The sequence below is a fragment of the Devosia sp. J20-27 genome (assembly GCF_055808595.1).
In genome coordinates, this window is the sequence record NZ_CM147875.1 from 2,833,395 (window position 1) to 2,859,510 (window position 26,116).

At 64.3% G+C, this 26,116-nt stretch carries 26 protein-coding genes; 15 read left to right on the top strand and 11 right to left on the bottom strand.

The annotated features are described in order from the left end of the window. Positions 1–11: 11 nt before the first annotated feature. The 9 genes from AC0L4C_RS14030 (at position 12) to AC0L4C_RS14070 (ending at position 8,004) form a co-directional block, all read left to right on the top strand. Positions 12–809, top strand: a complete 798-nt coding sequence (locus AC0L4C_RS14030) for a segregation and condensation protein A (RefSeq protein WP_473400271.1) — start codon at positions 12–14, stop codon at positions 807–809. After that, entirely contained in the window at positions 809–1,483 is a 675-nt protein-coding gene (scpB, locus tag AC0L4C_RS14035) for an SMC-Scp complex subunit ScpB (protein ID WP_473400273.1), read from the top strand. Before AC0L4C_RS14030 ends, scpB begins: the two co-directional genes overlap by 1 nt. After that, positions 1,480–2,580: an ABC transporter ATP-binding protein gene (locus AC0L4C_RS14040; RefSeq protein WP_473400274.1), complete on the top strand. Its 1,101-nt coding sequence runs from the start codon at positions 1,480–1,482 to the stop codon at positions 2,578–2,580. The genes scpB and AC0L4C_RS14040 overlap by 4 nt, the downstream gene beginning before the upstream one ends. Positions 2,581–2,632: 52 nt before the next feature. Continuing rightward, positions 2,633–2,845, top strand: a complete 213-nt coding sequence (gene tatA, locus AC0L4C_RS14045; RefSeq protein ID WP_473400275.1) for a twin-arginine translocase TatA/TatE family subunit — start codon at positions 2,633–2,635, stop codon at positions 2,843–2,845. 41 nt (positions 2,846–2,886) lie between these two features. Next, complete coding sequence (gene tatB / locus AC0L4C_RS14050) at positions 2,887–3,684, top strand: Sec-independent protein translocase protein TatB (protein ID WP_473400276.1); 798 nt, start codon at positions 2,887–2,889, stop codon at positions 3,682–3,684. Between the two features lie 2 nt (positions 3,685–3,686). After that, positions 3,687–4,526 carry a twin-arginine translocase subunit TatC gene (gene tatC / locus AC0L4C_RS14055; protein ID WP_473400277.1) on the top strand — a complete coding sequence of 280 codons (840 nt, stop codon included), beginning with the start codon at positions 3,687–3,689 and terminating at the stop codon, positions 4,524–4,526. A 15-nt stretch (positions 4,527–4,541) separates the two neighbouring features. Then, positions 4,542–5,867: a serine--tRNA ligase gene (serS, locus tag AC0L4C_RS14060; RefSeq protein ID WP_473400278.1), complete on the top strand. Its 1,326-nt coding sequence runs from the start codon at positions 4,542–4,544 to the stop codon at positions 5,865–5,867. A gap of 28 nt (positions 5,868–5,895) precedes the next feature. Next, entirely contained in the window at positions 5,896–6,660 is a 765-nt protein-coding gene (gene surE / locus AC0L4C_RS14065) for a 5'/3'-nucleotidase SurE (RefSeq protein ID WP_473400279.1), read from the top strand. A gap of 510 nt (positions 6,661–7,170) precedes the next feature. Further along, entirely contained in the window at positions 7,171–8,004 is an 834-nt protein-coding gene (locus tag AC0L4C_RS14070; RefSeq protein WP_473400280.1) for a peptidoglycan DD-metalloendopeptidase family protein, read from the top strand. A gap of 55 nt (positions 8,005–8,059) precedes the next feature. On the opposite strand, the gene AC0L4C_RS14075 is transcribed toward AC0L4C_RS14070, so the two are convergent. The 3 genes from AC0L4C_RS14075 to AC0L4C_RS14085 all read right to left on the bottom strand — a co-directional run bounded on the left by AC0L4C_RS14075 (position 8,060) and on the right by AC0L4C_RS14085 (position 10,559). Next, positions 8,060–8,599, bottom strand: a complete 540-nt coding sequence (locus AC0L4C_RS14075) for a hypothetical protein (protein WP_473400282.1) — start codon at positions 8,597–8,599, stop codon at positions 8,060–8,062. Between the two features lie 101 nt (positions 8,600–8,700). Beyond that, the gene (locus AC0L4C_RS14080) at positions 8,701–9,684 is read right to left on the bottom strand and encodes a hypothetical protein (RefSeq protein WP_473400284.1); all 984 of its coding nucleotides are present in this window, start codon (positions 9,682–9,684) and stop codon (positions 8,701–8,703) included. Continuing rightward, positions 9,684–10,559 (bottom strand): ATP-binding protein, encoded by an 876-nt coding sequence (locus tag AC0L4C_RS14085; RefSeq protein WP_473400286.1) that lies wholly within the window; start codon positions 10,557–10,559, stop codon positions 9,684–9,686. Before AC0L4C_RS14085 ends, AC0L4C_RS14080 begins: the two co-directional genes overlap by 1 nt. 194 nt (positions 10,560–10,753) lie before the next feature. Between AC0L4C_RS14085 and yajC the strand changes: the two genes are divergently transcribed. From yajC to AC0L4C_RS14105, 4 genes are all read left to right on the top strand, one after another. Then, positions 10,754–11,110 (top strand): preprotein translocase subunit YajC, encoded by a 357-nt coding sequence (yajC, locus tag AC0L4C_RS14090; RefSeq protein ID WP_473400287.1) that lies wholly within the window; start codon positions 10,754–10,756, stop codon positions 11,108–11,110. A gap of 92 nt (positions 11,111–11,202) precedes the next feature. Further along, the gene (gene secD / locus AC0L4C_RS14095; RefSeq protein WP_473400289.1) at positions 11,203–13,743 is read left to right on the top strand and encodes a protein translocase subunit SecD; all 2,541 of its coding nucleotides are present in this window, start codon (positions 11,203–11,205) and stop codon (positions 13,741–13,743) included. A 3-nt stretch (positions 13,744–13,746) separates the two neighbouring features. Next, on the top strand, positions 13,747–14,136 hold the full coding sequence (locus AC0L4C_RS14100) for an Mth938-like domain-containing protein (protein ID WP_473400291.1): 390 nt from the start codon (positions 13,747–13,749) through the stop codon (positions 14,134–14,136). Next, a complete protein-coding gene (locus AC0L4C_RS14105; RefSeq protein WP_473400292.1) occupies positions 14,133–14,963 on the top strand; it encodes a phytoene/squalene synthase family protein in 831 nt (276 codons plus the stop codon). The genes AC0L4C_RS14100 and AC0L4C_RS14105 overlap by 4 nt, the downstream gene beginning before the upstream one ends. A gap of 12 nt (positions 14,964–14,975) precedes the next feature. Here the strand turns inward: AC0L4C_RS14105 and trmFO are convergent, their stop codons facing one another. Both trmFO and AC0L4C_RS14115 read right to left on the bottom strand, forming a co-directional pair. Then, positions 14,976–16,361, bottom strand: a complete 1,386-nt coding sequence (gene trmFO / locus AC0L4C_RS14110; RefSeq protein ID WP_473400293.1) for a methylenetetrahydrofolate--tRNA-(uracil(54)-C(5))-methyltransferase (FADH(2)-oxidizing) TrmFO — start codon at positions 16,359–16,361, stop codon at positions 14,976–14,978. A gap of 69 nt (positions 16,362–16,430) precedes the next feature. Further along, complete coding sequence (locus AC0L4C_RS14115) at positions 16,431–16,991, bottom strand: type 1 glutamine amidotransferase domain-containing protein (RefSeq protein WP_473400294.1); 561 nt, start codon at positions 16,989–16,991, stop codon at positions 16,431–16,433. Positions 16,992–17,060: 69 nt separating this feature from the next. Here AC0L4C_RS14115 and AC0L4C_RS14120 point away from each other — a divergent pair, with 69 nt between their 5' ends. After that, positions 17,061–17,636 carry a glutathione S-transferase gene (locus tag AC0L4C_RS14120; RefSeq protein WP_473400295.1) on the top strand — a complete coding sequence of 192 codons (576 nt, stop codon included), beginning with the start codon at positions 17,061–17,063 and terminating at the stop codon, positions 17,634–17,636. Positions 17,637–17,722: 86 nt separating this feature from the next. On the opposite strand, the gene AC0L4C_RS14125 is transcribed toward AC0L4C_RS14120, so the two are convergent. The 4 genes from AC0L4C_RS14125 to uvrA all read right to left on the bottom strand — a co-directional run bounded on the left by AC0L4C_RS14125 (position 17,723) and on the right by uvrA (position 22,091). Next, a complete protein-coding gene (locus AC0L4C_RS14125) occupies positions 17,723–18,397 on the bottom strand; it encodes a hypothetical protein (protein ID WP_473400296.1) in 675 nt (224 codons plus the stop codon). Between the two features lie 149 nt (positions 18,398–18,546). Continuing rightward, positions 18,547–18,696, bottom strand: a complete 150-nt coding sequence (locus AC0L4C_RS14130) for a DUF1127 domain-containing protein (RefSeq protein WP_473400297.1) — start codon at positions 18,694–18,696, stop codon at positions 18,547–18,549. A 207-nt stretch (positions 18,697–18,903) separates the two neighbouring features. After that, the gene (locus AC0L4C_RS14135) at positions 18,904–19,050 is read right to left on the bottom strand and encodes a hypothetical protein (RefSeq protein ID WP_473400298.1); all 147 of its coding nucleotides are present in this window, start codon (positions 19,048–19,050) and stop codon (positions 18,904–18,906) included. Between the two features lie 134 nt (positions 19,051–19,184). Next, the gene (uvrA, locus tag AC0L4C_RS14140; protein WP_473400299.1) at positions 19,185–22,091 is read right to left on the bottom strand and encodes an excinuclease ABC subunit UvrA; all 2,907 of its coding nucleotides are present in this window, start codon (positions 22,089–22,091) and stop codon (positions 19,185–19,187) included. A 451-nt stretch (positions 22,092–22,542) separates the two neighbouring features. Here uvrA and AC0L4C_RS14145 point away from each other — a divergent pair, with 451 nt between their 5' ends. Continuing rightward, positions 22,543–23,052, top strand: a complete 510-nt coding sequence (locus tag AC0L4C_RS14145) for a single-stranded DNA-binding protein (protein ID WP_473400300.1) — start codon at positions 22,543–22,545, stop codon at positions 23,050–23,052. 76 nt (positions 23,053–23,128) lie between these two features. Here the strand turns inward: AC0L4C_RS14145 and AC0L4C_RS14150 are convergent, their stop codons facing one another. Together AC0L4C_RS14150 and AC0L4C_RS14155 are read right to left on the bottom strand one after the other, a co-directional pair. Beyond that, on the bottom strand, positions 23,129–23,653 hold the full coding sequence (locus tag AC0L4C_RS14150) for a hypothetical protein (protein WP_473400301.1): 525 nt from the start codon (positions 23,651–23,653) through the stop codon (positions 23,129–23,131). Further along, complete coding sequence (locus tag AC0L4C_RS14155) at positions 23,650–25,950, bottom strand: efflux RND transporter permease subunit (RefSeq protein WP_473400302.1); 2,301 nt, start codon at positions 25,948–25,950, stop codon at positions 23,650–23,652. Before AC0L4C_RS14155 ends, AC0L4C_RS14150 begins: the two co-directional genes overlap by 4 nt. Positions 25,951–26,116 lie beyond the last annotated feature (166 nt).

Consider the following 26,116-nt stretch of genomic DNA (forward strand, 5'->3'; position numbering starts at 1 on the left):
AGGCAGCGGCAATGGCTACTCCCCCCACCGACTGGTTCGAGCCGCCGGCTGAAACGCCTGCCGACGAAGTGCTCTATGTCGATGTCACCGGCTATGAAGGTCCGCTCGACCTGCTGCTCGACCTGGCACGGCGGCAGAAGGTCGATCTGTCGCGCATTTCGGTACTGGCACTGGCCGAACAGTATCTGAGCTTTATCGAGACGGTGCGGGAAAAGCGCATCGAGGTGGCGGCGGACTATCTGGTGATGGCGGCCTGGCTTGCCTATCTCAAGAGCCGTCTGATGGTACCGCAGGCGGCCAGCGACGACGAGCCGAGCGGCGAGATGATGGCGGCGCTGCTGCAGTTCCGGCTCAAGCGGCTGGAGGCAATGCGCAACGCCGCCAACCAGTTGATGAACCGGCCGCGCCTCGGGTTGCAGGTGTATGTGCGCGGCATGCCCGAGCCGATCACGGTGGAGCGGCGCAATCTCTGGGACGCCAGCCTCTACGACCTGCTCAAGGCCTATTCGGTGCAGCGCGAGCGCGGCATTCCGCAGGACTATCATCTGACCGAGCGCACCGTATGGTCCTTGCAGGAGGCGCGGGACATCCTGAAGCGGCTGATTGGCGATAGCATGGACTGGGTGCCGCTCGATGCCTATCTGACACAATATCTGGCGACGCCGGAGCAGCGGGTGACGGCCATGGCCTCGAGCTTTGCCTCCAGCCTTGAACTTGTGCGGCAGGGCCACGTAGAACTGCGCCAATCTCTGGCTTTCGGCCCGCTGTTCGTACGGCGGCGCCAGGATGAGCGCAAGGACGAGAGTTGATGGCCGACGACGAGACCGATGAGGTCGAGCACTACGAGATTGCCGAACGCAATGTCCGCATTGCGGAAGCGTTGCTGTTCGCCTCGGCCGAACCGTTGGGCAGCAGCGACTTCGCCACGTATCTGAGCGAGGGCGCCGACATCGAGGCGGTGATGGAACAACTGGCGCGGCGCTACGAGGGCAGGGGCGTCACGCTGGTGCGGCGCGGCGACAAGTGGGCGTTCCGGACGGCTGAGGACCTCGGGTTCCTGCTGCGGCGCGAGGAGAGCGAGAGCCGGACACTGTCACGGGCGGCGCTCGAGACGCTGTCGATCATTGCCTATCACCAGCCGACGACCCGGGCCGAGGTGGAGGAGGTGCGCGGCGTGGCCACGGGGCGCGGCACGCTCGACCTGCTGATGGAGGCAGGCTGGGTGAAGATGCGTGGCCGCCGCCGTACGCCGGGACGGCCGGTGACCTACGGCACGACGGACGGTTTTCTCGACCATTTCGGGCTGGAGAGCCTCTCGGACCTGCCGGGGCTGGATGAACTCAAGGGCGCCGGGCTGTTGTCGAACCGGCTGCCGCCGTCCATGCAGGTACCGCTGCCGTTCGACGGTCCGCTGCGCGACGACGAGGATCCGCTCGATCCGGACGATATTTCGGGCGACGACGAGACCGAAGAGACGGCATGACCAATCCCAATGAATTGACCGGCTGGGGCCCACGCGGCACGTCCGGCGTCAGCTTTGCTGCCGGCATCAGCTTCGAGAATGTCGACGTGGCGCTGGGCGACCGGCCGGTCCTCGACAGGTTCCAGCTGGCGCTGAAGCCCGGCGAGATCGTGTGTCTGCTCGGCGAGTTGGGTTCGGGCAAGTCGACGATCCTGCGGGTGGCATCGGGCATCCAGCGGATCGATGGGGGCGTGGTCAGCATCAACAATCGCGTGGTGTCGGGTCCGGGGGTGCATGTGCCGCCGGACCAGCGCGGCATCGGCCTGATGTTCCAGGATTTTGCGCTGTTTCCGCATCTGAGCCTGCTCGAGAATGTGACGTTCGGGCTCAAGAAGCTGGGCAAGGCCGCGGCACTGGCGCAGGCGCGGGCGGCGCTCAAGCGCGTCGGGCTCGAGGACCGGGAGGCCGACTATCCGCATATGCTGTCGGGCGGCCAGCAGCAACGGCTGGCACTGGCGCGTACCGTGGCGCCGCGGCCGGGTATCCTGATGCTGGACGAGCCGTTCTCAAGCCTGGACGCACGATTGCGTGAGAGCGTGCGCAGCGAGACGCTGGCAGTGCTGCGAGAAACCAACGCCACGACCATCATCGTCACGCACGATCCCGAGGAGGCGATGCTGCTGGGCGACCGGATTGCGCTGCTGCGGGCCGGGCGGATCGTGCAGATCGACAAGGCGACGTCGATTTATGCACAGCCGATTGATCTCAGCGCCGCCCGTTTCTTCTCGCCGCTGAGCGAGATCACGGCAACGGTGCGGGGCGGACGGGCGGTAACGCCGCTGGGCGACGTGGCGGCGCCGGGCCACCAGGACGGCAGCGAGGTCGTCGTGGCGATCCGGCCCGTCGGGGCGCTGGAAATGGCGATCGGCGGCACCGGGGTGCCCGGACGCGTGGTGGCCAAGCGCGGCGCCATCGGCATCGATCTCTGCGAGGTGAAGGTGGCCGGGATTGACCATCCAATCGGCATCCGGCAACCATCCGACCGGCAACTGGTGCCTGGGTGCGACGTTTTCCTCACCCTCAATCGGGAACACGTCCTTGTGTTTGCCAAGGATTGAACCTATTTCTGCCCGTTAGTGATAGCGTACGTCTTTCTGGAGGAATTCTGCCATGCACGCGCCAGGCATTTGGGGCATCATCGTCGTCGCCGTCGTCGTCATTCTATTGTTCGGACGCGGCAAGATTGCCGGAATGATGGGTGAAGTCGCATCCGGCATCAAGTCGTTCCAGAAGGGGATGCGCGAAGAGGACAAGCCCTCGCCGCAGCTCGACGCGAACGCACAGGTCAACGCCACGCGCGAGACCGAAAAGAAAGACGTCTGACCTACCGGGTCAACGTCAGCCGCATCTAGGGGTAATCGTCGATGCTGGGTGTCGGCTGGACTGAAATGCTCTTGATCGGGGTGGTGGCGCTTATCGTCATCGGCCCGAAGGAGCTACCTGCTGTCATGCAGAAGATCGGCAGGTTTGCCGGTTCAATCCGCAAGATGGGGCAGGATTTTCAGCGTGAGCTGAACAAGACGACCGGCCTCAACGAGGTCAAGAATCTGCGCGCCTCGATCACGGCGCCGCTCAAGGCCACCACGGACGCCATCCGCAAGGAATTCAACGCGACGACCGCTGCGGGCGCCGTTGAACCGTCGGGAGCGCTCAAGCCGACCGATCCGAAGTCGGAGAGTGTCGTCGACGAGATCCATGCCGCCGCCGGTATGAAGACGCCACCGCTGACGCCGGCTGCAGCGATGAAGGCCGCCGTCGCCAAGTCGATCGAATCCGCTCCGGTGCCGGCGGCTGAGCCCGTTGCTGCCGCAGCGACTACAGCGGCGGCTGCCAAACCGGCACCGAAGGCGAAAGCCAAGACTGCGTCCAAGGCCAAGGCACCGGTCAAGGCAGCCGCGGCGACCACCAGCGCACCTCCGAAGGCCGCCAAGGCCAAGGCCCCGGCAAAGCGGGTAGCCAAGCCCAAGGCGACGCCGGCCCCCAAGGCCGAGGTGGCGGCCAAGCCGGTGGACAGCCCCGCTCCAGTCGAGGCCATTGCGCCGGTCAAGAAGCCAGCGCCGCGCAAGACTGCTGCAAAAACCGCTGACACGGGCGCCGTGCCCGCCAAGGCGCCGGCCAAGCCGCGCGCCCGGCGGACGCCTGCTGCCGGAAAGACGACCTGATCATGGCCGAGCAACCCAAACTCACCGGTCCTGCGACCGAGGAGGAACTCACCGGCAGCGAAGCGCCGCTGCTCGATCATCTGATCGAACTGCGCAAGCGGCTGATCCGGTCATTGCTGGTGCTGTTCGGGCTGCTGATCCTGTGTTTCTTCTTTGCCAGCGGCATTTTCGATGTGCTGGTGCAGCCCTATCGCGAAGCCGTGGCGCCGCAGCCGGTGGAACTGATCTACACCGCGCCGCAGGAATTCTTCTTCACCCAGCTCAGCCTTGCCTTCTTCGGGGCGCTGTTCCTCGGCTTCCCGTATCTGGCGGTGGAAGTCTACGGCTTCGTGGCGCCGGGGCTCTACAAGAAGGAACGCCAGTCCTTCATTCCCTATCTGATTGCCACCCCGATCTTTTTCCTGCTGGGCGCGGCGATGGTCTATTTTGCCGTGCTGCCAATGGCGTTGCGCTTCTTCCATTCGATGGAGACCTCAGAGATCAACATGCTGGTCAAGGTCAGCGAGTATCTCGGGCTGGCCATGACGCTGATCCTGGCGTTCGGCGTCTGCTTCCAGCTGCCGGTGATCCTCACTCTCCTGGCGCGCATCGAACTGATCAATTCCGGCCAGCTGGCCAAGGGACGGAAGTACGCCATTGTCGGCATTCTGGGTGTGGCGGCGTTCATCACGCCACCCGATCCGATCAGCCAGATCGGTCTTGCGATGCCGATGTACCTCCTCTACGAACTCTCGATCCTGTCGGTGAAGTGGGTGGAGCGCTCTCGCGCCAAAGCCGAAGCCGCGCAGGCGACAGACGTAGCCACAACGACCGAAGAGCCGGCTGAGAAGACCGGCGCCTAACGCCGGGACTTTCCCATGTTCGACATCAAGTGGATCCGAGCCAACGCCGAGGCGTTCGACGCTGCACTGGCGCGCCGCAAGGGCGTGGCCGTACGCGCCCAGGACCTTATTGAGCTCGACGAGCGCCGCCGCGCCGTCATCACCGCCCTCAACGAGATGCAGGAGAAGCGTAATGCCTCCTCCAAGCTGATCGGCCAGGCCAAGGCGCAGAAGGACGAGGCCAGGGCGCGGGCGCTGCTGAGCGAAGTGGCCGGGCTCAAGGACGGCATCCAGGCCGGCGAGGCCGAAGAGCGGGCGCTCGAGGCCGAGCTCAAGTCGCGGCTGCTTGAGATTCCGAACCTGCCGCTGGACGAGGTGCCGACCGGTGCCGACGAGCACGACAATGTCGAGTATTTCGGCCGCAACGGGGCGCCGCAGACGGCGGCGCAGGTGCGCCCGCCCAAGCCGGCCTTCGCGTTCGCGCCCAAAGAGCATTTCGAGACCGGCGAGGCCATGGGCCAGATGGACTTCGAAGTCGCCGCCAAGATCGCGGGCAGCCGCTTCGTGGTGCTGAAATCGCATCTGGCGCGGCTGGAGCGGGCCATCGGCCAGTTCATGCTCGATCTGCATGTGGACGAGCACGGCTATACCGAAGTGCTGCCGCCGCTGCTGGTCAGGGACGAGGCGCTCTATGGCACCAATCAGTTGCCGAAGTTCGAGGAAGACCTGTTCTTCACGCCGCATGGCGAGAGCCGGCTGGCGTTGATCCCGACGGCTGAGGTGCCGCTGACCAATTTTGTGCGCGAGTCCATTCTGGCGGCCGAAGACCTGCCGCTGCGGCTGACGGCGCTGACGCCGTGCTTCCGTTCGGAAGCCGGATCGGCGGGGCGGGATACGCGCGGCATGCTGCGCCAGCATCAGTTCAACAAGGTCGAGATGGTGGCGATCACCACGCCCGAGGCCTCCGGCGACGAGCATGAAAAGATGCTTTCGGACGCCGAGGACGTGCTCAAGAAGCTCGGGCTGCATTATCGCGTGATGACGCTGTGTACCGGCGACATGGGGTTCGGCAGCCAGAAGACTTACGATCTCGAGGCATGGCTGCCCGGGCAGGGCGCCTATCGCGAAATCTCGTCGGTTTCGACCTGCGGTGATTTCCAGGGCCGCCGGATGGATGCACGCTTCCGTGATGCGGATGGCAAGGTCCGTCATGTTCATACGCTCAACGGCTCCGGTGTAGCCGTTGGCCGGGCGCTGATCGCGGTGATGGAGAACTACCAGCAGGAGGATGGCTCGATTGCCATCCCCGAGGTATTGCAGCCCTATATGAAGGGCCTCACGTCCATCGGGGCAAAGTCCTGACCGGCACTGTGCGGAGGGGGAGAAGTGCATGCGCATCCTGATCACCAATGATGACGGCGTCGACGCGCCGGGCATAAAGGTGATGCAGGAAATCGCCCGCGAGCTCTCCGACGACGTCTGGGTGGTTGCTCCGGATGGCAATCAGAGCGGGGCGGCGCACCGCTTCACCTTCGGGCGCGAACTCAGCCTCGACAAGCGCGGCCCCAAGGTCTTTGCCGTGGTGGGCGGCTCGCCGGCCGACTGCGTGGTCGCCGGCATGACCCATATCTGCGAGGATCTGCTTCCCGACCTCGTGCTTTCGGGCGTCAACAACGGCCAGAACCTGGGCGACATCATCAATTGCTCGGGCACCGCGGCAGGCGCGCGCGAAGGCGCGCTGCAGGGGGCCGTCGGCATCGCCATGAGCCAGGCCTTCGACTATCAGGCCGGTGGCGACCTGAAATGGGACGTGGCCCGGCGCCACGGCGCTCAGGTGGTCCGGACGGTGCTGGCAGCCAAACCCGACGGGCAGAGCTACTTCAACGTCAACTTTCCGTTCTGCGCGCCCGAGGCGGTCAGCGGCATCCGGGCGGTGCCGTACCAGCGCTTCTCGCGCTCGCCGATGCGCTACTATCCGAGCGACAATGGGGGCGGGAAGTTCTTCATCGCTATTCCCGAGACGCCGATGCCGCTCGATGACGACCGCGATTTCAAGCTGGTCATGCATGGCACCGTGATCTCGGTCACGCCGGTCGGCCTGCAGGCCAGCGATATCGGCCTTGCCGAGGCTCTCGACGGCACGCTGAAGCTCTGACTTCCGGCGGTTTCGGCTGCCTGACCGGTAACCTTAGCGCTTCCTGAATTGGTCCTTCGAAAAAACGTGCAATTCGCATCGCACTTAAGTCAGTTTTTACCTTAACGCCGCATAGTCGCTTCCATTGAGTACCTGCGTACGAGTGGATTGATGTGTGATCGCGTGACGGGTAAGGCCCTGAAAGTTGCTGCAATAGCCGGAATGTTTGCCGGCGCTGCAGCGTTGTCTGGATGTACTGCCCTGGGGACCCAGGCGTTCGGTGACCGAACTGTTACCGGTTCGGTCAGCCAGAGCAGTTCCGGGAACCTTGCCCAGCCAATGCCCAAGAGTTTGGGTGCGAGTTCGGCGCGAGTGGCATCCGGTCCTTTTATTCCACCCTCCAATATTGGCGGCGGTTCGCCGGGCACCCTGGTGACCGGAGTTGCCGGCTCGTCCGGCGGTGGAACGATGGGCTCAGTTTCGACCGAAGATTTGCCTGTGCTTGCGTCATCAAACAGTGGGAACGCTCAAATGTCCGCTCAACCCCAACTCGCCCCCGCCGCTGTGGCGCCGAAAACCGTGCTGGCGAGCACATCGGCATCCACGTCGACACCCGGTCTGGTGTCGGTACCGAGCGATGCCTACGTCCACGTCATTGCCTCAGGCGAGTCGCTCTATACGATCGCCCGGCTCTACAATGTCACGGCGCAAGGCCTGGTCTCGGCCAACGGCCTCGCATCGCCCGACAAGATCTTTGTCGGACAGAAGATCATCATTCCGGGCATGAAGGGCAGCGGAAGCGGCAATGGCGCCGTCAGCCCGACGATAGCCGCCAAGCCGGAGCAGAAACCCACTCAGGCCGCCAGCAAGTCGCCGACGGTGGTGGCCGAGGTCACGTCGAACGACTCGACGCCGATCGCCAGCCCCAAGCTGCTGGAGACCAATACCCCGGTGAACAAGCCGCTGGTGCAGCCCAAGGCCGAGCCGAAGCTGTCGGGCGCCGACAAGTTCCGCTGGCCGGTCAGTGGCCGCGTGATTACCGATTTCGGCAATTCCAAGGGCACCGGCATCAATATCGAGGCGCCGGAAGGCGCGGCGATCCGCGCTGCCGAGAACGGCCAGGTCATCTATGTCGGCTCGGGCGTCGAGGGCTATGGCAATCTGATCCTGATCCGGCACCCGAACGGTTACGTGTCGGCCTATGCCCACCTCCGGGACATGAGCGTGGCCAAGGGCGATGTCGTCAGCCGCGGCGACAATATCGGTTCTGCCGGAACCACTGGCGGCGTCTCCCGCCCGCAATTGCACTTCGAGTTGCGCAAGGGTGCGACCCCGGTCGATCCGGTGCCGCTGCTGGCCAGCTGATCCATCCAGACTGCAGATACAAAAAAGGGCGGCTCCTGCGAGCCGCCCTTTATCGTTACTGGGCTGCCGGCGCTTCGGGCGGGGCCTCTGCATCGGCCGCCGGGGCATCTGCGGCAGGAGCCTCGGACGCAGCCGCGCCGGCGGCAGCCTGTGCTGCCTCGACGAAGGCCTTGGCCTCCGGCACGGCGGCCTCGCAGACGTCCTTGGTGTAGCTGTTTTCGGCGCGGGCGAACGGATCGAGGACGCGCGTCGTATATTGCGTGGTCAGCTGGTTGAACTGCTGTTCGCTGAAGTTGGCGGCCTTCATCGAGGTGACGATGGTGGCAAACAGGATCTGGCTCTTTTCGGCCTCGGCAGTGGCGCCGGGCTTGTCGCCGGCCATGTCGGCGGCGCGCGAGGTCAGGCTGAAGGCAATTGCACACCAGAAATCGCGGTCACCGGTCGGAGAGATCGACTCGATGGGCGGCAGCTCGACGGGCGCTGCCGCTGTGGCAGCCGGAGCCTGATCGGCAGGTGCAGCCGGGGCTGCGTCCTGCGCAAGGACGGGGGCTGCCCCCAGCAGCGTGGTGAGGACGAGGGCTGACACGAGGCGCATTTGGCGCTCCTTCTTGTTGGATCGGACGCGACGCTATCGGGTTCGGCCGACGAGCGCCACCTTGGCTTGGCAACTCGGCAGCGCCTGACCTGTTCCCGACCTCAGACGACGAAGGCGCGCACCGAGTGACGCACGACCAGCGGTTGCGCCGGATCGATGGTGATGGCAGTGGCCACGCCACGGCTGTTGATCGGGTTGGGGCCGGCCGAGGTCGCGGTGTTGAGATCGAAGGCGGAGGCCAGCGGTTCGAGGCCGATGCCGCGGAACTGGTTGTTCCAGGGTTCGCCACCAATGCCGCCATCGGTGTGCCAGATGTGCAGCGAGGGCAGCAGGCTGCGGTCCCAGTCCAGTTCGAAGCCGGTGCCTTCGTCGAGATAGGTGCCGGTCAATGGGCCGCGCATGCCGCAGAGCTGCACCAGCCGGTCGGCGCGGGGCGAGAGCGGGACGTGGCTGAAGTCGATCGTGCCGCCGTCGCGCTGCGGCACGGCAGACAGGTCGGAGAATTCGGTGTTGCCGTGCGCGGCCTGGCCGGGATGGACGATGCCGAAGGCGAAATCGGCGTCCAGCTTCAGACGGCCGGGCGTTTCGGGCAGGCGGAAGTTGGGATGCAGGCCCAGCGACAGCGTCGCGTTGTGGCGGGCAAAGATGCGCAGGGTGAAGTCGATGGCGGCCTCGCCATCGCGGCCGGCGACCGTGCGCTCGAGGCGCAGCACGGGACTGTCGGGGGCGTAGTCGAGCGACAGGGTGACACTCTCCCCGGTGGTGTCGGTAATGGTCCAGTCCGCATCGCCGGAGGGACCGTGCAGCGGATGCTGGACGGGATGGGTCATCAGCCTCGCCCATTCGGGCGGTGCATCGGCAATCGGCCGGCCACCGCCGAAGGGAATGCCGACGAAATCGCCGCCGAGCTCGCGCAGGTGTCCAATTATCGAGGTGTCCGTGACGGTGCCCATCCACGGGGCGCGGGCAAAGGGGGTGAAGGCGCCGTTCGGCAACTGGAAGAAGCAGCTGTCGAGCATGGCGGCGGTGGCCAGTACCCTGGCCTCGCCGTGCGACCAGCGGAGGGTATGGGAGGAGTTGGTCATCAGACGGACTTTCCTTGTTCACCGGCGAGATTGCGCACGAACTGAATGGCGACGCGGCCGGAGCGGGCACCGCGGGTGGCGGCCCATTCGATGGCTCGGGCGCGCAGTGTTTCGTCGTCGATCGCGAGGCCGTATTCGTCGCAATAGCCGCGGATCATGGCCAGGTAGGTGGGCTGGTCGCAGTTGTGGAAGCCGAGCCAGAGGCCGAAGCGATCCGAAAGCGAGACCTTTTCGTCGACGGCTTCGCCGGGGGTGATGGCGGTCGAGCGCTCGTTTTCCACCATGTCGCGCGGCATCAGGTGGCGGCGGTTGGAGGTGGCGTAGAACAGCACATTGTCCGGCCGGCCCTCGAGGCCGCCGTCGAGGATGGTCTTGAGCGACTTGTAGCTGGTCTCGTCCTTGTCGAAGGACAGATCGTCGCAGAAAATGATGAAACGGGCGTCCTCGCGGGAGATCAGGCGCATCAGCCGGGGTAGGGCCTCGATATCCTCGCGGGCGATCTCGATGAGGATCAGCCGGCCGATGCCGGGTTCGCCAAGGCCGTTGATGTGGGCGTGCACGGCCTTGACCAGCGAGCTCTTGCCCATGCCGCGGGCGCCCCACAGCAGGGCGTTGTTGGCCGAAAAGCCGCGGGCGAACTGCAGCGAGTTCTGCAGCAGGATATCGCTGACGTCGTCGATGCCCCTGAGCAGGTTGAAGGGGACGCGGGAGACCCGCGGCACCGGCAGCAGGCTGCCCGCGGCGGCGTCCCAGTGATAGGCGTCGGCATCGCCAAGGGCAGGGGGTGGCGCCGCCGTGGCGGGCGAAAGGGCTTCCAGGCTTTGGGCAATGCGGGCCAGCGAGGCGGCGATGGCTGCCAGGGTTTCGTCGCTCATGTTCGGTGGATAATCCCGCGGCGAAACAGGCCCGATTTGCCGCATTGAATGCCTTTGCAATCGCGGGGGGCCAACTGTATAGTCCGCGCGATTTTGTGCCGGGTGGGCCTGCCCATAGCCGGAACGGTCCCCTATATGGGGCAATCTCCGGCAATTTGACAAGCCGAAGCAACTCGACAGCAAGGAGTGACTATATGTTCGTGACTGCAGCCATCGCGCAAGAAGCAGGGGCCGGTGCGCCGGGAATGGGCGCAGGTGATCTGATCGTGCAGTTTGCACCGATCCTCCTGCTTGTGGTCATCTTCTGGTTCCTGATCTTCCGCCCGCAGCAGAAGCGGATGAAGGCACAGCAGGCCATGCTGGCCGCGATCACGCGTGGCGACACCGTCGTCACCAGCGGCGGCATCATCGGCAAAGTGACCAAGGCTGTCGACGGCGAGGACCTGGAAGTGCAGATCGCCGATGGCGTCCGCGTCAAGATGGTCCGCGGCATGGTGACCGACGTGCGGTCGAAATCGACCCCGGTCAACGACAACGCCGCCAAGTCCTAGGGGCTGGCGCAGCTCTGATCGAACGTCTAGAAGCGCCCCAAAAGGGCGCTTCGTTTCATTGCCCCTATGCCGTTTAACAGGACCTGTTCCAGATGCACTTCTCCCCGGTTCGTACAGCGATCATCCTAGTCGTCGCGTTGTTCGGGGTGCTGCTCGCGGTGCCCAACTTCCTGTCCAAGGATACGCTGTCGGCCTGGCCGGACTTCCTGCCCAAGCAGCAGATGGTGCTGGGCCTCGATCTGCAGGGCGGTTCGCATCTGCTGCTGCAGGTCAACCGCGAGTTGATCATCACCGAGCGGATCAAGGAAGTGCGGCGCGATGCGCGCAGCAAGCTGGCGAACGAAAACGGCATCGGCAACATCATCACCACGCTGGACAACGGCATTGCGGTCGAACTGACCGACCCGACCCAGCATGACGCAGCCATGGCTGCGCTGCAGACGCTGCAGAACAACATCAATGGCGGGCTTGTGGGCGGCGGGGTGCCGGAACTTGCATTCGCCGACGGTGCTGACGGCAAGATCAACGTCACACTGACCGACGCCGGCGTGGTCGAGCGCATGTCGGCGCTGGTGTCGCAGTCGATCGAAGTGATCCGCAACCGTATCGACGAACTGGGTACCACCGAACCGACGATCCAGCGGCAGGGCCAGGATCGCGTGCTCGTGCAGGTGCCGGGCTTCGGCGACTTCGAACGGCTGAAGGAAATCATCTCGCGCACGGCGCGGCTGACCTTCCACCTCGTGCATCCGACGATGTCGGCGGCGCAGGCGGAGGCGCAGGGCGTTCCGGCCGGCTATTACATCTTGCCCAGCGCCGACGGCGGCAATGAACTGATCAACGAGAATGTCGAACTGGGCGGCGAGTTGCTGACCAATGCGCAGCCGGGATTTGACCAGCAGACCTCGCGGTCGGTGGTCAGCTTCCAGTTCGATACGCGCGGCGCCATCACGTTCGGCCAGATCACCTCGGCCAATGTGGGCAAGCGCTTTGCCATCGTGCTCGACAACCAGGTGATCACCGCACCGGTCATCCAGCAGGCGATCACCGGCGGTTCGGGGCAGATCTCGGGCAATTTCACACCAGAGACGTCCAACGACCTCGCCGTGCTGCTGCGCGCAGGCGCGCTGCCGGCAACGCTCGATATCGTCGAGGAACGCTCGGTTGGGCCGAGCCTGGGTGCCGACAGTATCCAGTCCGGCGTGATCGCCGGCATCATCGGCGCCATCGCCGTGCTGACGTTCATGATGATCGCCTATGGCCTGTTCGGCGTGTTTGCCAATATCGCCGTGATGCTCAACGTCGCCCTGATCCTCGGGGCGCTGTCGATGCTGGGCGCGACGCTGACCCTGCCGGGTATTGCCGGCATCGTGCTGACGGTGGGCATGGCGGTCGACTCGAACGTGCTGATCTACGAGCGCATCCGCGAGGAACTGGCGGCCGGCCGATCGGTGGCTTCGGCCATCGACACGGGTTTCCAGCGTGCCATGGGCACCATTCTCGATGCGAACATCACCACGCTGATTGCAGCGGTGGTGCTGTTCTTCCTCGGCTCGGGGCCGGTGCAGGGCTTTGCCGTGACGCTGGCGCTCGGCATTCTGACGACGCTGTTCACCGCCTACCTCATCACCCGCATGCTGGTGTCGCACTGGTACCGCTGGAAGCGCCCGAAGAAGCTTAAGGTGGCGCTGTTCCGGTTCATTCCCGATGGCACCAAGATCCCGTTCATGGGCTGGCGACGGTTTGCCATCACCTTCTCGGTGGTCACGTCGATCCTGTCGCTGGGCTGGTTCGGCATTCACGGGCTCAATCTGGGCATCGACTTCAAGGGCGGCTCGGCCATCGAAATCCGCTCCACCAGCGGCGAGGCCGACCCCGGCAAGGTTCGACAGCTGCTGTCGGGTCTCGATCTGGGCGAAGTGCAGGTGCAGGGCTTTGGTACGCCCGAAGACCTGCTGGTCCGCGTGCAGACGCAGGAAGGCGGCGACCAGGCGCAGCAGGTGGCCGTCACCAAGGTGGTCGATGCGGTTACGGCAGAAGGCTACGAGAGCCGACGAACGGAAACGGTTGGGCCGACAGTGTCGTCCGAGCTCGCCTGGACGGGTATCATCGGCCTCAGCGTGGCGTTGCTGGGCATCCTGATCTACCTGTGGTTCCGCTTCGAGTGGCAATTCGCGGTAGGGGCGATCGTGGCCACGGCGCATGACGTGGTGCTGACCGTTGGCCTGTTCGCCTTCAGCGGGCTGGAGTTCAACGCGTCCAGTATCGCGGCGATCCTGACCATCGTCGGTTATTCGCTCAACGATACCGTGGTGGTCTATGACCGGGTGCGGGAATACCGGCTCAAGTACAAGAAGATGAACCTGAGCGAACTGATCGACCTGGCGATCAACTCGACGCTGCCACGCACCATCATGACCTCGGTGACGACGTTCATCGCCCTGATGGCACTGGTGATCTTCGGCGGCGAGGTGATCCGCAGTTTCACCGTGTCGATGGCCTGGGGCGTGTTCGTGGGTACCTACTCGTCGATCTTCATTGCCGCGCCGATCCTGATTTTTTTCAACCTGAAGTCGCGTGCCGACGTGGCCGAGACGTCAGTTGAAAAGCGCGCGGACGGAGCCTCAGTCTAGGTCGTGGCTGAACCGGGCGAGGGGTTCTACCCCTACCAGGCGCAGATCGACGCCTATGGCAATGGCGGCTTCCGCTTTGCCGAGATGTCGCATCGCGGCAGCCTGCTCTGCCTGCCGACCGGGATGCATGCCTGGCCGGTGACCCGGTTCTCGGACATCTCGCTGGAAAATCTGCAGCCGGTGTTCGATGCCGCCGACGAGATCGACGTGCTGCTGGTCGGGCTGGGCATGGAGATTGCCGGTTTCGATCCGGCAATTCGGGCTGCGCTGCGGGAGCGCAGGATCATCGTTGAAGCGGTGGCGACCGGCGGAGCGGTGCGGACCTACAATATCCTGCTGGGGGAGAAGCGGGCCGTCGCCGCGGCGCTGATCGCCGTGGACTCGGTGCGATGAGCCACGTCGCCGAGTATCTCAAGGCGAACGACAGGGACCGCTACTTTGCGACGCTGGTGTTGCCGGAAGCGTCGCGCGAGGCCGTGCAGGCGCTCTACGCCTTCAATGCCGACGTCGCGACGGTGCGGGACCGGGCGCGCGAGCCGGCGCCGGGTGAAATCCGGCTGCAGTGGTGGGTGGATGCTCTGAAGGGCGATGGCCACGGTGCTGTCCTGCAGAACCCCATAGCCGAGGCATTGCTGACCGCCATCGAGCGCTACAGCCTGCCGACGGGGCCGCTGCAGCGACTGGTGGCGGCGCGGCGTTTCGATCTCTATGACGATCCGATGCCGGACATTCCGACTTTCGAGGGCTATGCCGGCGAGACGGCCTCGGTGCTGTTCCAGCTCGCGGCGATGATCCTCAACCAGGGCGAAGAGATCGAGACCGGCGATGCGGCAGGGCACCTGGGCGTGGCGCAGGCGCTGATCGGCCATATGCGCGCCTTCGGGCTCAATGCGGCGCGCAGCCGGATTTTCCTGCCGTGGTCGATCTTTGCCGCCAATGGCGTACGTGAGGGTGAACTGTTTGCCGGACAGGTGAGCGAGGGACTGCTGGCCGGCTATGCGCAGGTGATCGATCTCGCCCGCGAGCATCTGGACAAGGCCACTGCGGCGATTGCAGCATTGCCCAAGCGGCTGCGGCCGGCGTTCGCACCGCTTGCGCTGCAGCGGCTCTACCTCCGGCAGGTCGAGAGGCAGGCGGAGACGCCGCTGGCGCCGCCGCTCGAGACTGCCGACTGGCGCAAGATCGCGGCGCTCACCTTCTGGACGTTCCGCAACGGCTGAGTGCCGGGTGCATCAGGCCCAGGTCATGATGTCGGCGAGAGCGCGGTCGCTGACCGCCTTCTTCTTGGCCAGGGTCTTGTCGGTCGATTTCCAGCGGCCGACATGGCCTTCGGGCTTGGACACCGAAACCGGCGGCAGCAGACCGAAATTGACATTCATGGGCTGGAAGCTGCGCGGACCGGGGTCGCCGTCGGCGGCGAGATGCCCGCCGGTGATGTGCTCGATCAGTGCGCCCATGGCCGTGGTCGGCGGCGGCGCGGCAAGGCTCTGGCCATGGAAGTCGGCAGCGGCCATGCGGCCGGCCATCAGGCCCATGGCCGCACTCTCCACATAGCCCTCGACGCCGGTGATCTGGCCGGCGAAACGCAGCCGTGGATCGGCCTTGAGGCGCATTTCTCTGGTCAGCACTTTGGGCGAATTCAGGAACGTGTTGTGGTGCAGGCCGCCCAGACGGGCGAACTGGGCGTTCTGCAGGCCCGGGATCATGCGGAAGATCTCCGCCTGCTTGCCGTATTTGAGCTTGGTCTGGAAGCCCACCATGTTCCAGAGTGTGCCTAGGGCATTGTCCTGCCGCAGCTGGACGATGGCATGGGACTTGATAGTCGGGCTGCGCGGGTTGGTGAGGCCGACGGGCTTGAGCGGCCCGAAGCGCAGCGTTTCACGGCCGCGTTCGGCCATCACTTCGACCGGCAGGCAGCCGTCGAAGTAGGGGACGTTCTCCCACTCGTGGTAGACGTGCTTTTCGCCGGCCAAGAGGGCATCGACAAAGGCATTATACTGCGCTTCGTCCATCGGGCAGTTGATGTAGTCGGCGCCGTTGCCGCCGGGCCCGACCTTGTCGTAGCGCGACTGCTTCCAGGCGATGTCCATGTCGATGCTCTCGGCATGGATGATCGGGGCGATGGCATCGAAGAACGCCAGCTCCTCCTCCCCGGTCAGCGACTTGATGGCTTCGGCCAGCGCCGGCGAGGTGAGCGGGCCGGTGGCCACGACGACATTCTGCCAGTCGGCCGGCGGCAGGCCGGCGATCTCGCCCAGTTCGATGGTGATATTGGGATGGCCGTGAAGGGCCGCCGTAACGGCATCGGAAAAACCGTCACGGTCGACGGCGAGCGCGCCGCCGGCAGGCAGCTTGTGCTTGTCCGCTGCGGCCATGATCAGCGAGTTGCAGCGCCGCATCTCTTCGTGCAGGAGGCCGACAGCGTTGTGCTGGTGGTCGTCCGAGCGGAAGGAGTTGGAACAGACCAGTTCGGCAAAGCCGCTGGTGTGATGGGCTTCGGTCATGCGCTGCGGGCGCATTTCGTGCAGGATGACGGTGGCGCCGGCATTGGCGGCCTGCCAGGCCGCTTCCGAACCGGCCAGACCGCCACCGATGATGTGTATGGGTTGATTGTGCATGCGCGGCAGATAGCAAGGGCCGGTCTGCCGCGCAATGCGGCTCTATGGTCTGGAGCGATCAGCGCCGGTTCAGGCGGCCTGACGCTGGTGCGGCCCCTCGAGCAGTTCTTCGGCAATCTTGTTGCAGAAGGCCTCGAGATCGTCGGGTTTGCGGCTGGTGACCAGACCCTGGTCGGCCACCACTTCGCGATCGTGCCAGTTGCCGCCGGCATTGATCACATCGGTCTTGACCGAGGGGTAGGACGTGACGTCGCGGCCGCGAACGATGCCGGCTTCGACCAGTAGCCACGGCGCATGACAGATGGCGGCCACGACCTTGCTCTGGTTCCAGAAGCCCTTGACGAAGTCGATGGCAGAGGTCTCGACACGCAGCAGATCCGGGTTGATCTGGCCGCCGGGAAGCACCAGCCCGTCGTAGTCGTCGGGCGTCACCTCCGACAGCACCTTGTCGACGTCGACGGCGCGGCCCCAATCGTCCTTGTCCCAGCCCGTGATCGAGCCGGACTTGAGCGACACGACGTCCACCGATGCGCCGGCCTGTTTGAGGCGGGACAGCGGGACTTCCAGTTCGGACTGTTCGAAGCCGTTGGTAGCGAGGATGGCGATACGTTTACCGGTGAGGTCTTGCATGATGGTCTCCATTGCTGATGGGATAGATGGGCAACGAGGCGCGTGGCGCCCGGTTCCGGGACGTGTGCAATGACGATCACGCTGTGGGGACGTCTGAACTCTGCGAATGTGCAGAAGGTGGTCTGGGTGCTCGAAGAGCTTGGCCTTGCCTATGAGCATGTGCCGGCCGGCGGCGCGCATGGCGGGACCGACGGCGCGGCATTCCTGGCAATGAATCCCAACGGGCTGGTGCCGGTGTTGCGGGATGGTGACCTGACCTTGTGGGAGAGCCACGCCATCGTCCGCTACCTGGCGGCGCAGTATGGCAGCGGCCTGCTATATCCGCTGGCGGCGGCGGAGCGTGCCATAGCCGACCAATGGACGGACTGGACGGCGACGACCTTTCAGCCCGCCTGGATCAGCGTCTTCTGGCTGCTGGTGCGGACGCCTGAAGCGGACCGGGACGCCGAGAAGATTGCCAGCGCCGTCGCGGCCACGGTGCGTTGCCTCGAAATGATGATGCGCGGCTGGCAAAGTCGCGGTTCCTGGGCGGCGCCGACTTCGGCTATGCCGATATCGTGGCGGGAACGGCGATGTACCGGTGGGCGACCATGCCGATTGAGCGACCCAAGCTGGTCCATGTCGATGCCTGGCATGGCCGGCTGAAGCAACGGCCGGCGTTCCAGACGGCGATCTGCCGACCCTATGACGAGCTGGTGGGGCGGCTGGCGTTCTAGGCGCGGCGTCCGGAGCTATTCCTCGAGCCAGGGGAAGCCATCGGGGTTGGCCCGGGCGCGGTCGAAGGCGTCGTCACCATGGCCGCGGATCCGCGAGAGCAGGGGGAAGTCCTTGGGTCTCACCGCGAGCCTGGCCAGTGGCGTAACGCTCGTGGGGCTTGCCCACTGGGCGATCTCGACAGCTCTTCCGTCGAGCGTCGCCGTGGCTTGTTGCACGAACGAGTCGCGTGGCAGGAAATAGAGCATCCCGGCGCTGAAGGGCTCGCGCAGGCGCGCGGCGCGGCTGACGGAGAAGAAATAGTACGGATCGCCTGCGCGGCCCTCATCTGGAAAGCGGACGCAGGAATTGATCAGCGACATCTGGTGCGCCTGCCGATCGAGAATGGCGAAGTACATCGGCCACAGCCCGTCGGAGGCAGCGTAGACGGCGTTCTGGTCGCCGAACGGCTGCACGTCGTCGGCCTTCCGCGTCTCGAACCTCTTGATATCGGGATTGCCGGAGCCGTGCAGCAGCACCGGGCGGGTGTCGGCGATGTGGCAGGCAAACTCCCAGCGTGGCGCCTCGAGGCGGTAGTCGATGAGTTCACCCGTGCCGGCAACGCTGTCGAACAGGCGGTCGAACGCTGCGCGCATGGCAGAATCGGCCATCATGGCCGGACGCGGTTCCAGAAAATGGGGGATGCTTGCCATGCCGAACTCCTGCCGCAGGTGGGCCGGACGCTAGCAATGGGGCCGGTGCGGGGCAATCGGTGTGCCTGCCCGGAAAACCAAAACACCCGCTAGCTGTTCAGCAAGCGGGTGTTCGGAGCGGTGTTGTCTCGCAGTCAGGCGTCGAACCGTTAGATGGTCCGGGCATGATCGCGGGCAATACGCTGAATGTCAGTGCGGCTGATGCCCAGATCGGTCAGCTGACGATTGTCGAGCGAGGCGAGCTCACGGACGGTCTGCTGGTAGGCGGCCCACTTTTTCAGTGTCGTGCGAATACCCATTGGAATTCTCCTTTCGTTTACAAGACCAGAGATAGTGCTGTTCGAGAGCAATGAGCAGGGGTTGTTTCAACACAACCCGTCTGTCGTGGACGCATAGCTCATTGTGGCGGCGTTCATCGGGAATTAAGAATCGCTCCGGAGGCCAAAAGCAAAGCGGCCGCTGCGGTGGGGTCGCAACGGCCGCTCTCGAATTTGGGCGCCTTGGCGTCAGCGATCGAACAGGCCACGGGTCATCTTCTGGAAGTCCGTGCCGGAAAGCCCTAGAGCTTCGCGGGTTGTGGGGACTTCCATCTCCCGCAAGGTCTGTTTGATGTCGACCAGCCGCTTGACGCGCCAGACCGCTCGCACAAACATTTGCGTATCCCTTCCGTCGTTCACGACGCCCGGAAGATGGGTTGATTTGGCGGGCAGCGCTACGCCCTTAGTCTCATTCAAGCCATGCGCTGGACGCAGAGCGCGCCCCTCAATCCGTCACAATCGAGGGTTTGTCACTCCGCCGCGCTGCGCTGGGGGCGGCGTTCCATGATCTCCTTGAGGAAGCGGCCGGTGTGCGAGCGCGGGTTGGCGGCGATGTCCTCGGGGGTGCCGATGCCGACCACTTCGCCGCCGCCATCGCCGCCTTCGGGTCCCATGTCGATGACCCAGTCGGCGGTCTTGATGACCTCGAGATTGTGCTCGATGACCACCACGCTGTTGCCGGTATCGACCAATTCGTGAAGCACTTCCAATAGCTTGGCTACGTCATGGAAGTGCAGGCCGGTGGTCGGTTCGTCGAGCATGTAGAGCGTGCGGCCGGTCGCGCGCCGGGACAGTTCCTTGCTCAGCTTGACGCGCTGCGCCTCGCCGCCCGACAGGGTGTTGGCCGGCTGACCGACCTTGACGTAGCCGAGGCCGACACGCTGCAGGGTGGCAAACTTGTCGCGGATCGAGGGGACGGCCGAGAAGAAGTCGACCGCCTCGTCGATGGTCATGTCGAGCACGTCGGAGATCGAATTATTTTTGAATTGTACTTCCAGCGTCTCGCGATTGTAGCGTTTTCCTTTGCAGACATCGCAGGTGACGTAGACGTCGGGCAGGAAATGCATCTCGATCTTGAGGACGCCGTCGCCCTCGCACTTCTCGCAGCGGCCGCCCTTGACGTTGAAGGAGAAGCGGCCGGGGCCGTAGCCGCGCGACTTGGCCTCGGGCAGGCCGGCGAACCACTCGCGCATCGGGGTGAAGGCACCGGTATAGGTGGCCGGGTTGGAGCGCGGCGTGCGGCCAATGGGGGACTGGTCGATGTCGATGACCTTGTCGAGCAGTTCGAGGCCGGTGAGGTGGTTGTGCGGTGCCGGATTGACCCGGGCGCCGTTGAGGCGCCGGGCAATGGCCTGGTACATGGTGTCGATCATCAGTGTCGACTTGCCGCCGCCCGAGACGCCGGTAATAGCCACGAACAGGCCGAGAGGCACGTCGACGGAAACGTCCTTGAGGTTGTTGCCGGTGGCTCCGTCGAGATGCAGCTTGCGCGCCTTGTTGGGCTTGCGACGCTCGGCCGGAACCTCGATGCCCATGCGGCCCGAAAGGTAGGCGCCGGTGATCGACTCGGGATTGCGGATGACGTCCTCGGGCGTCCCTTCGGCCACGATATGGCCGCCATGCACACCGGCGCCGGGACCGATGTCGACGACATAGTCGGCGGTCAGGATGGCGTCCTCATCGTGCTCGACGACGATCACCGTGTTGCCCAGGTCGCGCAGTCGCTGCAGCGTTTCGAGCAGGCGGGCATTGTCGCGCTGATGCAGGCCGATCGAGGGCTCGTCGAGGACGTAGAGCACGCCGGTGAGGCCCGAGCCGATCTGGCTGGCCAGGCGGATACGCTGGCTTTCGCCGCCCGACAGGGTGCCGGAATTGCGTGCCAGGGTCAGGTAGTCGAGGCCGACGTCGTTGAGAAAGCCGAGACGCTCGCGGATTTCCTTGAAGATGCGCTCGCCGATCTGGCGCTGCGTATCGGTGAGCTTGGCCGGCAGTTCGGCAAACCATTCGGCGGCGGCGCGGATGGATTTCTCGCTGACCTGGCCGATATGGATGCCATCGATCTTTACCGCCAGGGTTTCCGGCTTCAGCCGATAGCCGTCACAGGCGACGCAGGGCGCCGAGGACATGTATTTTTCGATTTCCTCGCGCATGCCGGCACTCTCGGTCTCCCGGTAGCGGCGTTCGAGATTGCCGATGACGCCCTCGAAGGGCTTGGAGTTCTTGTAGGTGCGCAGGCCATCGTCATAGACGAAGTTGATCGATGTCTTGCCGGTGCCATAGAGCACGGCGTTCTTGACCTCGTCGGACAGGTCTTCCCAGGCGGTGCCGGTGGAGGCGCCGTAATGCTTGGTCACCGCCTGCAGCGTCTGCAGATAGTATGGCGCCGAGGTTTTCGACCAGGGCACGATGGCGCCATCGCGTAACGACAAGGTTACGTCCGAGACGATCAGATTGGGGTCGATCTTGGCTTCCGTGCCCAGGCCGTCGCAGACCGGGCAGGCGCCGAACGGGTTGTTGAACGAGAACAGGCGCGGCTCGATCTCGGCAATGGTGAAGCCTGAGACCGGGCAGGCGAACTTTTCCGAGAAGGTGATGCGGCGGGGAACGCCGTCGGTGCCGGGATCGTCGGCAAACTCGGCCAGAGCGATGCCGTCAGCCAGCTTGAGCGCCGTCTCGAAACTCTCGGCCAGCCGCCCGGCGATGTCGGGGCCGACGACAATGCGATCGACCACGACCTCGATGTCGTGCTTGAGCTTCTTGTCGAGGGCAGGGGCCTCCTCGATGTCGTGGAACTCACCGTCGATCTTGATGCGCTGGAAACCGCGGCGCAGCAGGTCGTTGAGTTCCTTCTTGTACTCGCCCTTGCGGCCGCGCGCGATCGGCGCCAGCAGGTAGAGGCGTGTGCCCTCCTCGAGCGCCATCACCTTGTCGACCATCTGGCTGATGGTCTGGCTCTCGATGGGCAGCCCGGTGGCCGGGGAATAGGGTACGCCGACGCGGGCGAACAGCAGGCGCAGGTAGTCGTAGATCTCGGTAACGGTGCCGACGGTGGAGCGCGGATTGCGGCTGGTGGTCTTCTGCTCGATGGAAATCGCAGGCGACAGACCCTCGATGGTCTCGACGTCGGGCTTCTGCATCATCTCGAGGAACTGGCGGGCATAGGCCGACAGGCTCTCGACATAGCGGCGCTGACCCTCGGCGTAGATGGTGTCGAAGGCGAGCGAGGATTTGCCGGAGCCGGACAGGCCCGTCATGACGATCAACTGGTCGCGCGGCAGGCGCAGGTCGATCGACTTGAGGTTATGTTCCTTGGCGCCGCGAATGACGATTTCGCGGTTCGGATTGGCGGGGGCAGCTTTCGGCGAGGCTTTGGCCATAGAAGTTCCATCGGTTGGCGCGCCAGCATACAGCCGGAAATGTGCCAAGGCGTGTCAGGGTTTCACAGAAGGGACGGTTCGCATCCAGAAAATGGTGACCTTCGATCCGTTCTGCAAGCTAAACACACGCAGCCCGGCCTTGTCACCAGAGCAGAACTGCACCGGTCCGTGAGGCTGCAGAACATAAACAGAACGAACGAGAGTCGGTCAAGCGCGCTGCCGCTGGACGCCCCACTGTACGGGTTGCATCCTGGACGCGTGTGCGCATCTCAGGCCTTGACTTTTGTCTGCCGGATGAGAACATTTGCGGAACATCATGAAGCTGTGGGCGGCGCTGTTTGTGACGCGCGGCACGCGGTCAATCTCTATAAGATGCGCCCATCAGTGAGGTAGGACGTGCGTGACCGGTTGGAACCGGAACGCCGGTCCGGAAAAGTGAAAAGGACAGGCCATGGCTGGCAGTGTGAACAAGGTCATTCTCGTAGGCAATCTGGGCAACGAGCCGGAAGTGCGCAACCTGCCGTCGGGCGGCAAGGTGGTGAACCTTTCCGTGGCGACGTCGGAGAGCTGGCGCGACCGCAACACCGGCGAGCGCAAGGAACGCACCGAATGGCACCGGGTGGTGATCTTCTCGGAAGGTCTGGCCAAGGTCGCCGAGCAGTATCTGCACAAGGGCTCCAAGGTCTATATCGAGGGTCAGTTGCAAACCCGCAAATGGCAGGATCAGTCCGGCCAGGACAAGTACTCGACCGAAGTGGTGCTGCAGGGCTTCAACTCGAACCTGACCATGCTCGACGGTCGCGGCGACGGCGGCGGCGACAATGCAGGCTATGGCGATCGCAGCGGCGGCTTCTCCGGTCCGCCGGCGGCCCGCAATGAAGGTGGTGGCGGCGCGCGTCGTCCGTCGGCCAATGCGCCGGCGTTCGAGTCCGGCGGCATGGATGACGACATACCGTTCTGATCGGCAAAACCGAAGAGAATGCGAAAACGGGCGGCCATGGGCCGCCCGTACTTGTTCCAGCCGATGCAACCGGCGCTTACTTGGTGAAGGGCACCGAGGCGCGCATGCTGTCGCCGGTGGCGTTGAACACGACATTGAACTCGACATTGATCTTGCCGCTGTTGAGCGCGATCTGGGCCGAAATCGTCATGTCGTTGCCCTCCTTGTCGGTCTCTCGCTCCTTGAGGTTGAAGACCAGGCCCTTGCCCGACTTCTTGCCGATAGCAAGGCCGTTGAAGGTGGCGTTGGAGGTCATGGCAGCCTCGAAACGGCGGGCGCTGTCGTTGTAGGCGAGCGTGCCGCTCACCGAGAGCGCCGTACCGGCCAGCGAGCAGCGGCCGGAATAGTTGACCTTGTCCGAGTTGCCGGGCGTCAAAGCGAGGCGGCAGACGACCGTCTCCTTTTCGGCGCCGATCAGCTCGCCGCGGCCCTTCCAACTGCCGATATAGGATTGCAGCAGTTCCACGTCTGCCCTGGCCGCCATGGCCGGGGCCGAGAACAGTGCCGCGGAAAACAGACCTGCGAGCGCGAGAGAACGCGACAGGGGTCCGAATGACTTCATTTCTTTAGGCCTCCAAGCGGGTGAAAGAATCGCCCCCCGGCGACGAGCAAAGCCGGGAGGATAAAAAGATCCCCGAGCAGAGCAAGAGCGAGGGTTATCACAAACAACGAACCAAACAAAGCAACCTGCGGCAGTTCCGAGAACGCCACGATGGCGGTGCCGGCGCACAGGATGATGGTTGTAGCAATGATGGCGCCCCCAATCCGTTCCAGCGTGCGCTTGACCGCGTCCAGGTGGTTGAGGCCCTGCTCGCGCCGCTGGCTGACATAGTGGGAGAGGAAGTGGATGGTGTCATCCACGGCAATACCAAAGGCAATGGTCAGGGCCAGCACCGTTGTCAGTTGCAGCCCGGCGCCGCTCAGCCAGAGATAGGCTTCGGTGCCCAGGATCGGGAAGATGTTGGGCACTATCGACACGAGGGCGATGCGCCACGACCCGAAGGCGAGGCCGATGATGATGAGGTTGACCAGCACGCTGCCGGTCAGCGCCATCTGCAGATTGCGCACGATGTTGTCGGTGGCAAAGGTGGTGAGGATGCGGAAACCGCCGATCTCGGCGTCCGGCATGTTGGCGGCCGCGAGGTCGGCATTGACGCCTTGCACCAGCACCTTGAGGTCGTCGGACGAGATGATGGTGGGCATGAAGCCGGTCACCAGCGCCTGGGTCCCGTCATCGGTGACGAAGCGGCGCTTGAGGAAGGGCCCGACGGCGTTGAAGATTTCGTCGCGGCTGAAGCCGGAATCCGAATAGTGCCGGAACGCTGCGGCCGAGATCACCTTGTTCTCGCCGAGCCGGGCCTCAAGGATGTTGTGCACCGTCTCGATACGGGCGAAATCCTCGTCGCCGACATCCGCCAGCCCCTGCTTGAGCGGGACACGGACATAGAGCGGCGCGACACCACCCACACCTTCATCGATCTGCTCGGCGGCCGTCAAAGCCGACGAATCCTGGGCCATGACCTCCTCGAAGGAGAAATGCGGCTGGATCAGGAAATAGGGGATGATGAAGAGGATCGTCGTGGTGATGCCGAGGATCGAGACCGTGCGGCCGAAACGGGTGGCCAGGAACCAGGAGAGCGGCACCGGGGCCATCAGCGCCATATTGGGCGCCTTGGGCGCCTTGAAGCCGAGCCTGAGCGCCAGACGCAGCAGCAGCGGCAGGAAACACATGATGCCGACAAAGGCGAGGATACAGGAGATGACGCCGGCGATGGAGAACTCGGTGGTGCCCTGGCCGGGGGTGAAGCCCAGCGATCCGAAGGCGATCAGCGTGGTCAGCAGGCTGAGCGAGGCCGCGGGGCCGACATGGCTCAGGGTATGGGAAATGGCGGCCTTGGGGTCCATGCCGTCCCGCCAGTAGGCGAGCCAGTTGAAGATGAAGAACAGGCTCTCGGCAAAGCAGATCACCAGCACCAGCGTGGTGACGATGATGGTGAGGAACGAGAACGAGCCGAAGATCGTGAGCACGATGCCCATGGTCCAGACCACGGAAATGAAGGGCGTCGCGGCGACCAGCAGCGCCGCCCAGATGGAGCGCAGGCTGAAGAGCGCGATCAATGCGCCGAGGCCGAAGCCGTAGACGGTGAACTTGATCTGGTCGTCGACGGCGGCATTGAGCATTTCGCCGGTCCAGATCGGCGGGCCGGTCAATTCGACGTGGATATCGTCGCTGTCATACTGCGCCTTGAGCTCGTTGAGGCCGGCGATCATCGACTTGATGCCGGCGCCCTTGGTGAGTTCGGGGTCGGGGAAGACGATCATCACCACGCCGGACAGGTCCGGGTTGATGAGATTGCGCATCATCGGGTCGTTCTGCTGCAGATCGGTCATCGCCGCAGCGACCTGTTCGGGCGTGGTCATGCCCTCGGGAACGGCCGGCTCGGTGCCGCCCGACCCGTTCGGCTTGCGCAGGGCGAAGGGCGACAGGGTCCCCGCGGCATATTCGTTCAGCGCCAGCTCGAGCGCCATTTCCCGCATCGTTTCAAGTACCTGCGGGTCGGTCATGTTGGGTGACTGGACGAGCAGATAGATGTCGTTCTCGAAGGTGCCGAAGGTATCGGCCATGCGCTTGTAGGCGTCGTATTCCTGGCCCGAGTTCTTGTAGACGCGCAGCAGGTCGCCATCGACGCTGGCGCGCGGCACGTTCCAGACCGCGATCATGGTGAGGATGATCAGCAGCGCCGCGACGATACGCGGATACTTCAGGGTCAGGACGCCCAGGCGGTCGAGGCCAAAGCCGATCGAGTGGCCGGTCGAGAGTCGCTCGCCGAGCCGCTTCATCATGCTACCAGTTGTCAAAGACTCTTCCCCGTCGTCGTCCGAATTGCCGCGGGATTACTAAGGCGTCGGGGTGCTTTCGTCCAGTTACGGGCACAGAATAGGGCGTCCGGAGCCGATTTTCGTCTGTCAGCGGCAAAAACTGCGGCGATTTTGCTGCCTTGGCGGTATGATTGGCCCTGCAAGT

Bases quoted from the DNA above. Each gene is read 5' to 3' on its own strand.
- AC0L4C_RS14030 (WP_473400271.1), top strand. From the start codon at position 12: ATGGCTACTCCCCCCACCGACTGGTTCGAGCCGCCGGCTGAAACGCCT.
- scpB (WP_473400273.1), top strand. From the start codon at position 809: ATGGCCGACGACGAGACCGATGAGGTCGAGCACTACGAGATTGCCGAA.
- AC0L4C_RS14040 (WP_473400274.1), top strand. From the start codon at position 1,480: ATGACCAATCCCAATGAATTGACCGGCTGGGGCCCACGCGGCACGTCC.
- tatA (WP_473400275.1), top strand. From the start codon at position 2,633: ATGCACGCGCCAGGCATTTGGGGCATCATCGTCGTCGCCGTCGTCGTC.
- tatB (WP_473400276.1), top strand. From the start codon at position 2,887: ATGCTGGGTGTCGGCTGGACTGAAATGCTCTTGATCGGGGTGGTGGCG.
- tatC (WP_473400277.1), top strand. From the start codon at position 3,687: ATGGCCGAGCAACCCAAACTCACCGGTCCTGCGACCGAGGAGGAACTC.
- serS (WP_473400278.1), top strand. From the start codon at position 4,542: ATGTTCGACATCAAGTGGATCCGAGCCAACGCCGAGGCGTTCGACGCT.
- surE (WP_473400279.1), top strand. From the start codon at position 5,896: ATGCGCATCCTGATCACCAATGATGACGGCGTCGACGCGCCGGGCATA.
- AC0L4C_RS14070 (WP_473400280.1), top strand. From the start codon at position 7,171: ATGTCCGCTCAACCCCAACTCGCCCCCGCCGCTGTGGCGCCGAAAACC.
- AC0L4C_RS14075 (WP_473400282.1), bottom strand. From the start codon at position 8,599: ATGCGCCTCGTGTCAGCCCTCGTCCTCACCACGCTGCTGGGGGCAGCC.
- AC0L4C_RS14080 (WP_473400284.1), bottom strand. From the start codon at position 9,684: ATGACCAACTCCTCCCATACCCTCCGCTGGTCGCACGGCGAGGCCAGG.
- AC0L4C_RS14085 (WP_473400286.1), bottom strand. From the start codon at position 10,559: ATGAGCGACGAAACCCTGGCAGCCATCGCCGCCTCGCTGGCCCGCATT.
- yajC (WP_473400287.1), top strand. From the start codon at position 10,754: ATGTTCGTGACTGCAGCCATCGCGCAAGAAGCAGGGGCCGGTGCGCCG.
- secD (WP_473400289.1), top strand. From the start codon at position 11,203: ATGCACTTCTCCCCGGTTCGTACAGCGATCATCCTAGTCGTCGCGTTG.
- AC0L4C_RS14105 (WP_473400292.1), top strand. From the start codon at position 14,133: ATGAGCCACGTCGCCGAGTATCTCAAGGCGAACGACAGGGACCGCTAC.
- trmFO (WP_473400293.1), bottom strand. From the start codon at position 16,361: ATGCACAATCAACCCATACACATCATCGGTGGCGGTCTGGCCGGTTCG.
- AC0L4C_RS14115 (WP_473400294.1), bottom strand. From the start codon at position 16,991: ATGCAAGACCTCACCGGTAAACGTATCGCCATCCTCGCTACCAACGGC.
- AC0L4C_RS14120 (WP_473400295.1), top strand. From the start codon at position 17,061: ATGACGATCACGCTGTGGGGACGTCTGAACTCTGCGAATGTGCAGAAG.
- AC0L4C_RS14125 (WP_473400296.1), bottom strand. From the start codon at position 18,397: ATGGCAAGCATCCCCCATTTTCTGGAACCGCGTCCGGCCATGATGGCC.
- AC0L4C_RS14130 (WP_473400297.1), bottom strand. From the start codon at position 18,696: ATGGGTATTCGCACGACACTGAAAAAGTGGGCCGCCTACCAGCAGACC.
- AC0L4C_RS14135 (WP_473400298.1), bottom strand. From the start codon at position 19,050: ATGTTTGTGCGAGCGGTCTGGCGCGTCAAGCGGCTGGTCGACATCAAA.
- uvrA (WP_473400299.1), bottom strand. From the start codon at position 22,091: ATGGCCAAAGCCTCGCCGAAAGCTGCCCCCGCCAATCCGAACCGCGAA.
- AC0L4C_RS14145 (WP_473400300.1), top strand. From the start codon at position 22,543: ATGGCTGGCAGTGTGAACAAGGTCATTCTCGTAGGCAATCTGGGCAAC.
- AC0L4C_RS14150 (WP_473400301.1), bottom strand. From the start codon at position 23,653: ATGAAGTCATTCGGACCCCTGTCGCGTTCTCTCGCGCTCGCAGGTCTG.